The sequence below is a fragment of the Flavobacterium sp. FPG59 genome, assembly GCF_002150205.1.
GTDB lineage: Bacteria > Bacteroidota > Bacteroidia > Flavobacteriales > Flavobacteriaceae > Flavobacterium.
This window is the reverse complement of record NZ_MTCA01000124.1, coordinates 1-8,722: the sequence shown is the minus strand read 5'-3', so window position 1 is coordinate 8,722 and position 8,722 is coordinate 1. Positions and strand designations below refer to the sequence as shown.

At 31.5% G+C, this 8,722-nt stretch carries 11 protein-coding genes; 5 read left to right on the top strand and 6 right to left on the bottom strand.

The window, feature by feature from the left end:
- Positions 1-62 precede the first annotated feature (62 nt).
- Entirely contained in the window at positions 63-455 is a 393-nt protein-coding gene (locus FPG59_RS10970) for a glyoxalase (protein ID WP_086454645.1), read from the bottom strand.
- Between the two features lie 68 nt (positions 456-523).
- Here FPG59_RS10970 and FPG59_RS10965 point away from each other — a divergent pair, with 68 nt between their 5' ends.
- Positions 524-907, top strand: coding sequence for an acyl-CoA thioesterase (locus tag FPG59_RS10965; protein ID WP_086454644.1), 384 nt, complete (start codon positions 524-526; stop codon positions 905-907).
- A 6-nt stretch (positions 908-913) separates the two neighbouring features.
- Here the strand turns inward: FPG59_RS10965 and FPG59_RS10960 are convergent, their stop codons facing one another.
- Positions 914-2,167: a mechanosensitive ion channel family protein gene (locus tag FPG59_RS10960; protein WP_086454643.1), complete on the bottom strand. Its 1,254-nt coding sequence runs from the start codon at positions 2,165-2,167 to the stop codon at positions 914-916.
- Entirely contained in the window at positions 2,160-2,438 is a 279-nt protein-coding gene (locus FPG59_RS10955; RefSeq protein WP_086454642.1) for a DUF3817 domain-containing protein, read from the bottom strand. Before FPG59_RS10955 ends, FPG59_RS10960 begins: the two co-directional genes overlap by 8 nt.
- 98 nt (positions 2,439-2,536) lie before the next feature.
- Between FPG59_RS10955 and FPG59_RS10950 the strand changes: the two genes are divergently transcribed.
- The 3 genes from FPG59_RS10950 to FPG59_RS10940 all read left to right on the top strand — a co-directional run bounded on the left by FPG59_RS10950 (position 2,537) and on the right by FPG59_RS10940 (position 6,202).
- Positions 2,537-3,064, top strand: coding sequence for a DUF6155 family protein (locus FPG59_RS10950; protein ID WP_086454641.1), 528 nt, complete (start codon positions 2,537-2,539; stop codon positions 3,062-3,064).
- A 107-nt stretch (positions 3,065-3,171) separates the two neighbouring features.
- Positions 3,172-4,716, top strand: a complete 1,545-nt coding sequence (locus tag FPG59_RS10945; protein ID WP_086454640.1) for a DEAD/DEAH box helicase — start codon at positions 3,172-3,174, stop codon at positions 4,714-4,716.
- A gap of 142 nt (positions 4,717-4,858) precedes the next feature.
- Positions 4,859-6,202, top strand: coding sequence for a DEAD/DEAH box helicase (locus FPG59_RS10940; RefSeq protein ID WP_086454646.1), 1,344 nt, complete (start codon positions 4,859-4,861; stop codon positions 6,200-6,202).
- Positions 6,203-6,241: 39 nt separating this feature from the next.
- Here FPG59_RS10940 and FPG59_RS16965 read toward each other — a convergent pair whose 3' ends face one another.
- From FPG59_RS16965 to FPG59_RS10930, 3 genes are read right to left on the bottom strand one after another with little or no spacing between them, the layout of a single operon-like run.
- Positions 6,242-6,613, bottom strand: a complete 372-nt coding sequence (locus FPG59_RS16965; RefSeq protein ID WP_254906687.1) for a hypothetical protein — start codon at positions 6,611-6,613, stop codon at positions 6,242-6,244.
- Positions 6,614-7,465: a multidrug effflux MFS transporter gene (locus FPG59_RS10935; protein WP_254906686.1), complete on the bottom strand. Its 852-nt coding sequence runs from the start codon at positions 7,463-7,465 to the stop codon at positions 6,614-6,616.
- Between the two features lie 49 nt (positions 7,466-7,514).
- Positions 7,515-8,225 carry a sulfite exporter TauE/SafE family protein gene (locus tag FPG59_RS10930; protein WP_254906685.1) on the bottom strand — a complete coding sequence of 237 codons (711 nt, stop codon included), beginning with the start codon at positions 8,223-8,225 and terminating at the stop codon, positions 7,515-7,517.
- Between the two features lie 114 nt (positions 8,226-8,339).
- Between FPG59_RS10930 and FPG59_RS10925 the strand changes: the two genes are divergently transcribed.
- On the top strand, positions 8,340-8,722 hold a 383-nt coding region (locus tag FPG59_RS10925; RefSeq protein WP_140344636.1), incomplete at its 3' end, for an Lrp/AsnC family transcriptional regulator.

The window sequence follows — 8,722 nt, the reverse complement described above, 5'->3', positions numbered from 1 at the left end:
CTACAAAATCTGAAGAATTAAATTTTTGATTGTAAAAATACTTAACAAAAAAATCCTAATTATTATATGTTTAATAACTGAATTTGACTTTTTAATCGCTCTATGAGCATACTCATCATGCGTTTGTTAATGTTGGATGTATTAGTAATGTAATTTTCATATTCAGAAATTGTAAACAATCCAATAACTATTCCTTTAAGTGAATTTCTAAATTTAATATCTTTTTGAACTGCATTATCAATAGTTTTTAATTTCTTGTCTAATGAGAAACTATTAAAATCTATTTTATTCTTTTTTAGGTGATGTAGAAAAACTTTACAAATCATTTCGTTTTGAAGTTTTAAAATAGGTCTCAAAACCTCATTCTGAAAGGATTCTTCGGTTGTGGATTGACTAGTTATAATGCCTAATGTTTTTCCTCTAAATTCAGCTATAAATTGATCTCTTGTATCCATTATTTTTTCTTTAAAATTAAAAAATATAAAAGTAAAAAAGTATTATTTTTACCTATAAAATTATAAAAATGAGATTTCATACCAGAAAATGGGTTAAACCCGAAGATTTAAATCCCAATGGTACTTTGTTTGGCGGGAAACTGCTTGCTTGGATTGATGAAGAATTAGCTTTATACACTATTGTGCAGCTAGAAAATCCAAGAATTGTAACCAAATATATGTCTGAAATAAATTTTAGGAGTTCAGCAAAACAAGGCGATATAATTGAGATAGGCATAGATGTTATCAAGTTTGGAACCACATCAATTACTTTAAAATGTGAAGCTCGTAATATGATGACTCGAGAAACCATTATTTCTATTGATCAAACCACAATGGTTAATGTTGATGAGCATGGAAAACCTAAACCCCACGGAAAATCAGTTATTGAGTACGTAAAAGACAGGTTGTAAACAATTTTATTGATTGTTCAATTCAATTTTAGATTCGAATATTTCTAAGTCAAAGTATCCAACAGCAGCGATGATGTGATCAAAAATATCAGACATGATAAATTCATAATTTTCAAAACGTTTGTCATAAGAAAATGCATAAACCTCAAGAGGAACTCCATGCTCTGTAGATTGCAATTGTCTACAAAGCATGAGCATATCTTTGTTGAGTCCAGGATAATTGAATAAATATTCTGTGATGTATTTTCTAAAAAGACCTAAATTAGTCAAATTTCGACCGTTTATTGCAAGTGATTTGTCAATTTTATTTTTTAAATTAAAAGAGTCAATTTCATTTTTTCGTTCGTCAATATAATCGCTTATCAGGTGTATTTTTTTTAACTCTACCAGCTCAGCTTCTTCCAGAAAGCGAATGCTACTTGTTTTAATTAAGATGTGTCTTTTTATTCTTCGTCCATCTGAGTTGAGCATTCCGCGCCAGTTTTGAAAAGAATCTGAACTTAGACTATAGGTAGGAATTGTAGTGGTAGTATTGTCAAAATTCCGAACCTTAACAGTTGCTAAATTGATTTCAATTACATCTCCGTCTGCGCCAAATTTATCCATCGTAATCCAATCCCCAATTCGAACCATATCATTTATAGAAACTTGCACACTCGATACAAAACCCAAGATTGTGTCTCTAAAAATCAAAATAATCACCGCAGACACGGCTCCTAATATGGTTAAAAGTTCTTTTTTGTCAATATCAAATAATTTAGAAACAATCAACGTGCTACCCACAACCCAAAGCATAATCATGATTACTTGAATAAAACTATCTATCGGCTTGTCACTGTATCGAGGTTTTAGTTTTAAATAATCTCGTAACGCATTAAAAATAGTTCTGATAATCCATAATACGAGTACAATAATATAGATACCAACTATTTTTGCAAAAATCCCTTCCCAATATTCAAATCGATCTAAAATTACGGGTACCGATTTGTAAATAAATAAAAGCGGTATCAAATGCGCAATGTATTTTGCGGTTTTATTTGATACCAATAAATCGTCAAACTTGGTTTTAGATTTCTGAGCAACTATAGCTAGAATGGTTACTAGTACAAGTCTGAAAACAATATAAATAACATACGAAAGTACACATAAGACAATTATATTTAGCAGTAAACTTAAATACGAAGCTACGCCACTACCCATACCTATTTTGCGTAAAATGGGATATATAAAAGTGAAAATTTTCTCGATGTATTTAAACATTTTTCAGGTATTTTCGCTCTATGTAAAATGTTCCAAATGGAGGTATCGAAGCAATACAAATGATAAAATATTTTTTAAAACCCCACTTTTCAGTAAATTTTAAAATAGTAGCTAAAACTATATAAGCAGTAAATAATACACCATGAGCCATACCAATATGTTTCACATAAATAGGATCGTTGAAAATATATTTCATTGGCATAGCAAAGAAAAACAATAATAAAGCTGAAATTCCTTCAACTATAGCTGTGATTTTAAAAATTTTAAGCATTTGTATTTTTTATTTTGAACACAAAATTAAGTATAAACATTGATTTTAGATGCTTAAATCATAAAACTAAATTACTTTTGTTTCTCTAAACTTTGATAATGAGCAAGCGAGATTTAAAAAAATACGTGGCACAATTGACTAAAGAGCAACTTGAAGAGCAAATTATAGAGTTGTACGAGAAATTTAGTCCCGTAAAAGTATATTATGATTTCGTTTTTAATCCAAAAGAAGAGAGTTTATTAAAAGAAGCTAAATTAAAAATTGGTTATGAATATTTTCCAGTAAAAAAATCGGGTAGGCGTAGCCGACCGAAAATGAGACGTTCTGTGGCTCAAAAATACATCAAGCACTTTACTGCCTTAGGTGTTGACCCATTTGTCATAGCTGATCTCATGTTGTATAATATTGAAATTGCTCAAACATTTGCTTCAGAGAACATCATAAAACAAGATTTATTTTTCAAAAGTATGTTCAATTCCTTTGAGCAGGCTGTAATTTATCTCATTGCAAATGCTATTTTAACTGATTTTAAATCCAGACTCAACGCTATTCACAACAACGTATTAGATCAAAAATGGCATAATACTCCTGAATTTGATGCTATTATGGATCGATTAGAGTATTAAAAAGTTTCCTTAATTTAAATTAATTAATCAGATGCGGTTTTTTTTAAATAAAATTGACAATTAAACTGTTTTTTAGGTGTATTTTTGCAAAAATCCAATAATTAGCAATGTCCCAAAACACCTTAGAAATAGAAATAGAAGACAAAAAACAACTCTACGCATACCAACAAGGCGATATTGATGCCATTTTTGAGCGTATAGATAATGCACCACCACAACACCATTTGTTATATCAATTACCTACAGGTGGTGGTAAAACAGTAGTTTTTTCAGAGATTGTGCGTCGTTACTTATCTCAACACGATAAAAAAGTGGTTGTGCTAACACATAGAATTGAGTTGTGTAAGCAAACTTCAAAAATGCTTAAAGGTTTTGATGTAAAAAATAAAATAATCAATAGTAAAGTAAAAGAACTGCCAGATCAAAATGATTATTCCTGTTTTGTTGCCATGGTAGAGACTTTAAAAAACCGTATCAATGATGATAAATTACACCTTGACAATGTAGGTTTAGTTATTATTGATGAGGCGCACTACAACTCTTTCAGAAAATTATTAAGTTCTTTCAAGAATGCTTTTATACTAGGAGTAACTGCTACGCCATTGAGCTCTAACATAAAATTACCCATGCATGAAAGCTATGATGAATTAATAGTAGGTGATACCATTAACTCATTAATAGAAAAAGGTTTTCTTGCAAAAGCAATTACCTATAGTTATGATGTAGGCTTAACTTCTCTTAAAGTAGGTATTAATGGAGATTACACCGTAAAATCTTCTGATGATTTGTATACCAATATGGCTATGCAAGAAAAATTATTACACGCCTACACCGAAAAATCATTGGGCAAAAAAACCTTAATTTTCAATAATGGTATCAATACATCACTTTATGTATATGAAACATTTAGAGAAGCTGGTTACGCTATAAGACATCTTGATAATACCAGTAGTAATGAGGAACGAAAAGACATTTTATATTGGTTTAAGCATACTCCAGACGCCATTTTAACCTCTGTAGGGATTCTTACAACCGGTTTTGATGAGCCTACTGTTGAAACTATTATTTTAAATAGAGCTACTAAATCCCTTACTTTATACTATCAAATGATAGGCCGTGGATCTAGAAAATTACCTGGCAAGGACAGTTTTAATGTAATTGATTTAGGTAATAATGCAGCCCGTTTTGGACTGTGGAGTGAACCTGTAAACTGGCAACACATCTTTAAATCTCCTGAGTTTTATCTAGAAAATTTAAGAGACGACACTGAAATCGAAATGTATTTTAAATACACGATGCCTCTAGATGTGCGAGCCAAATTCAGTAAAACCGAAGTCGTAACTTTTGATGTAGAGGAAGAACATAAACTAATTATAAAACAAAACTTGCGTTCAAAGGAAGTTTTAGATAAATCATTAGATCAACATGCGTCTATGTGCGTTGACAATTCCGAAACCTTGCAAGAAGCAAAAGCTTTAGGTAAATTATTAGATGATGATATTGAGTGCCGCATCAAGCGCTATGCAAAATGTTTGAGTCAGTGCAGTAAAAACTATAGAGAATGGCTTGTAGATGATTACAAACTTAAATTGGTTCTATTAACAGGTAAAAAATACCGAGAAAAAATTATGAATGAACCTGATGAAGATTAATTTCTTTATTAGGAGCTAATACTGCTGTACACTGTATCTTTTGTGGTCTCAAAAAAGAGACCATAAAAGGATGCCGTTCCCATCAGGGCTAAAATTACGTTACAAAAGAACTATTATTTTAAAATACAAAATCCAAATACAAATGCAAAAACAATTCTCAGATTTAGGATTAGCAACACCGATACTTAAAGCAATAACCGAATTGAAAATTGTTATTCCTACTGAAATTCAAGTACAAACCATTCCATTGTTACTCACAAACAAGCAGGACTTAGTGGGTATTGCAAAAACCGGTACTGGAAAAACAGCTGCGTTTGGACTTCCTATTTTACAATTAATAGATACCAGCATACCTGCCATTCAAGCCGTAATTTTAGTACCAACTAGAGAATTGGGACACCAAATCTTTAAAAATTTAGAAGATTTTGCAAAATATCTACCTGAAGTTTCTATAGCTGCAACTTGTGGAGGAATACCTATAAAACCTCAAATAGAAAGACTCACTTTGCCTACACATATTGTTGTAGCAACACCAGGACGACTAATTGATTTGATACAACGCAATGCCATAAATCTAAAAGAAACGAGATTCTTAGTACTCGATGAAGCGGATGAAATGGTCACGATTCTAAAAGAAAGTTTAGATGAAATTGTGGCTCAATTGCCTAGTTCACATAAAACATTTTTGTTTTCGGCAACTATGCCGGGTACAATTAAGCAATTGATTCAAAACTATTTGAATAAGAATGTTGTGCATGTAAGCGCTAACATGGAAACAATTGGTAATCAAGGGATAGATCATCAATACATTGTAGTAGATCCTATTGAAAAATTAGATGTTTTAATGCATTTTCTTACTACAAAAGAGGGTCAACGCGGAATCATTTTTTGTAAAACAAAAGCTGCCGTAAATAAATTAGCCAAAAACTTAGCCATCAATAGATTTTCATCTGGTGCCTTACATGGTAGCTTGTCTCAAGGTATTCGAGATCGAATCATGGAGCAGTTTCGTGAAGGCCACATTAATATTCTAGTAGCAACAGATCTTGCAGCTAGAGGAATAGATGTTAAAGAAATTTCATATGTTGTAAATTATCACTTACCAGATGTATACGAAGCATATGTACACCGTAGCGGAAGAACAGCTAGAGCAGGAGCAAAGGGGCTTGCCTTAACTGTGCTACAACAAGAAGAAGTAGTTGAAATTGCTGACTTTGAAAAAGAATTGGGTATTAAATTTTTACCTTTTGCTAAACCTAACAAAGCAAGTATTGAAGAGAACAATACTTTGTTGTGGGCAAAACAAATTTTCAAAACCAAACCCAATCATGAGGTTGCAGCTGAATTAAAAGAAAAAATAAAAACGGTTTTCCATCATTTAACTAAGGATGAGTTAATTGAAAAACTAATAGCAAATCAAGTGCAACAAACTAAAAATGAAGCACAACAAAAATTAGAAAAACCTATCAAAAAACAAAAAAAATAGTTTTTCTGCAAAAAGACATACAACTAGTACTACCTCAATTTAAACAGAGGGTGTACTAGTTTTTTTTATTCTTTTTTTGCCTAAAATCAAGATTATTAGTGCAATTATCGTAGAAGTGGTTAAGATAAAAACCATAGGTAAAATGGAATTCTTAACAAATAAACCTACCGCAAACGATGCCATCGCACCCAAACCTAACTGAATAGCGCCCATTAATGCAGAGGCACTTCCAGCATTTTTTTCAAAAGGAGCAAGAGTCAGTCCCGCAGTATTTGGATTGGAGATTCCTAAACAAGCTAAGAAAATAAAAAGCATAGCTATGGTTTCATACAAACCTAATAAACCCTTGAGAGCAAGAAATAAAAATACAATAGAGATTATTGATTGCACTACTAAAGCACCTATTATCATTTACTCACTTCTAAATTTTCTTAACAATAAAGAATTTAACTGACTTGCGCTAATAAAGCTCAAAGACATAAAAGCAAATATCCAACCATACGTTTTAGCATCTACTTTATAAATGTCCATAAAAATAATAGGAGAGGCAGCCACATAAGTAAACAACCCAGAGAAAGCAACTGCTCCTGCAAACGCATAGGTATAAAATTGTGGTACTTTAAGTATTGAGATAAATCCAGTAACAATAGGTTTAGGTTTTAAGGAAATAGTAGTGTCAGGCACAAAAGTATTGGGTAATCCAAGCAATGCAGCAATTAAAATTAAAATCCCCATACACATCAAAATAAAAAAAACGGTATGCCAGCCAAAATCTTCAGTGATATAACCACCTATAGTAGGCGCTAGCATTGGCGAAAGCCCAACTACCAGCATCAACATTGAAAATACTTTAGGAATATCTTTCACAGGAAATAAATCCCTAACCATTGATACAGATGCTACTGTTGCGCCACAACTACCTATGGCTTGTATAAATCGTAGTCCAATAAAAGTGTCAATATCAGTAACAAATACGCAGCCTAACGAAGCTAAAATATAAACCAACATTCCTATGAATAAAGGTTTTTTTCGACCAAAACGGTCTAATAATGGCCCATATAATAGTTGACCTGCTGATATGCCTATAAAATAACTGGATAATGTCAAGGAAACATTGGCCACAGTGGTATTTAAATCTTTTGCTATACCCGCAAATCCGGGTAGGTACATGTCAATTGAAAAAGGACCAAGAGCCGTCAGAGATCCCAAAATTAGTATTAATTTGATGTATTGTGAACGAGACATTACATTTTGTACCTTCATATTTTATTTTTTGCAAAAGTAGCCAATATAAATGGGATGCTACGGTTGTTTATTTTTTTAAAAGCAAAACAAATCCAGATACAAATAAGAGCGAAAGCATGATTTTTTTTAACATAGTATCATTCAAAAAAAGATATACCTTTTTTCCCAATACTAAAGCCAAAATGAAAAAAGGCAATACATAAAGAGAGTTATACAGTTGTTGAAATGTTAATATTCCTTCAAAAGCAAGAACAGGAATTCTAAATAACGTAATTAAACCAAGAACGCCAAACATGGTTGCTCTCATAATCTTCACATCCGAAGTTTCATTTTTAACAATGATCAAGTATAATGGCCCACCAGTTGAGAAAAGTCCTGAAAAAAAACCTCCTAAAAAACCAAATAGAAACTTCATTTTAGAAAACAATTCGATTTCTTTAGCATTACGCAAACTATTTAAGACAAACAAAATAATGAAAATCCCTAAAGCTTTTTTTAAAATAACGGGTTGTCCGTAGGCCAAAACAACAATACCTACAAGCAAACCAAAAAATGAAGAAACAGCTAATTTTTTTAATAAATCTAAATTTATGTTGTGCCACTCTTTATAAACATGAATAGGAGTAGAAATCATGTAAAAAATAGATAAATATCCAACAGCGTCTGGCAATGGCATGGCAAATAATAAAAAAGGTAATGCAATGAGAGCGCCAGCAAATCCAGTAATTGTTTGAACAAAAAAACCTGTAAAAATTCCAAGTGAAAGTAAAATCATCATCGTATCCATTTTGCAAAATTAAATGAAGAACAACTTCTTGAAAAACGGTTTCAATGGTAAAAAAGTTAAAAAACACATTTTTAAATTGTAAATTTGTATTTTAAAAACTTTTTTATGGTTGATGCATTAGATTTAAAAATTATTGAATGTCTAAAACAAAATGCCCGATATTCATTTGTAGAAATTGGCAAGCAAGTTGAACTTTCGCCATCTGCAGTTAGAGAACGCATTCAAAAACTAGAAGACTTAGAAGTTATCAAAGGATATCGAGTAAGATTAGACAATACAAAACTAGGATTCGGACTTGAGGTTTTCATTATGTTTAAATTGTACAGCGGAAAATTGAGTGTTTTTTGTGAAAATTTAGATCAATTTCCTGAGATTTTTGAAATTCACAGAATTACAGGTACGCATAATATATTTATGAAAGTAATTCTTAACAATCAACTGCATTTGCAAAAATATATTGATCGATTATTAGTTTACGGTGAACCAAC

Excerpts from the sequence above, each read along its gene's own strand:
- FPG59_RS10970 (WP_086454645.1), bottom strand. The coding sequence starts at position 455 with ATGGATACAAGAGATCAATTTATAGCTGAATTTAGAGGAAAAACATTA.
- FPG59_RS10965 (WP_086454644.1), top strand. The coding sequence starts at position 524 with ATGAGATTTCATACCAGAAAATGGGTTAAACCCGAAGATTTAAATCCC.
- FPG59_RS10960 (WP_086454643.1), bottom strand. The coding sequence starts at position 2,167 with ATGTTTAAATACATCGAGAAAATTTTCACTTTTATATATCCCATTTTA.
- FPG59_RS10955 (WP_086454642.1), bottom strand. The coding sequence starts at position 2,438 with ATGCTTAAAATTTTTAAAATCACAGCTATAGTTGAAGGAATTTCAGCT.
- FPG59_RS10950 (WP_086454641.1), top strand. The coding sequence starts at position 2,537 with ATGAGCAAGCGAGATTTAAAAAAATACGTGGCACAATTGACTAAAGAG.
- FPG59_RS10945 (WP_086454640.1), top strand. The coding sequence starts at position 3,172 with ATGTCCCAAAACACCTTAGAAATAGAAATAGAAGACAAAAAACAACTC.
- FPG59_RS10940 (WP_086454646.1), top strand. The coding sequence starts at position 4,859 with ATGCAAAAACAATTCTCAGATTTAGGATTAGCAACACCGATACTTAAA.
- FPG59_RS16965 (WP_254906687.1), bottom strand. The coding sequence starts at position 6,613 with ATGATAATAGGTGCTTTAGTAGTGCAATCAATAATCTCTATTGTATTT.
- FPG59_RS10935 (WP_254906686.1), bottom strand. The coding sequence starts at position 7,465 with ATGAAGGTACAAAATGTAATGTCTCGTTCACAATACATCAAATTAATA.
- FPG59_RS10930 (WP_254906685.1), bottom strand. The coding sequence starts at position 8,225 with ATGATGATTTTACTTTCACTTGGAATTTTTACAGGTTTTTTTGTTCAA.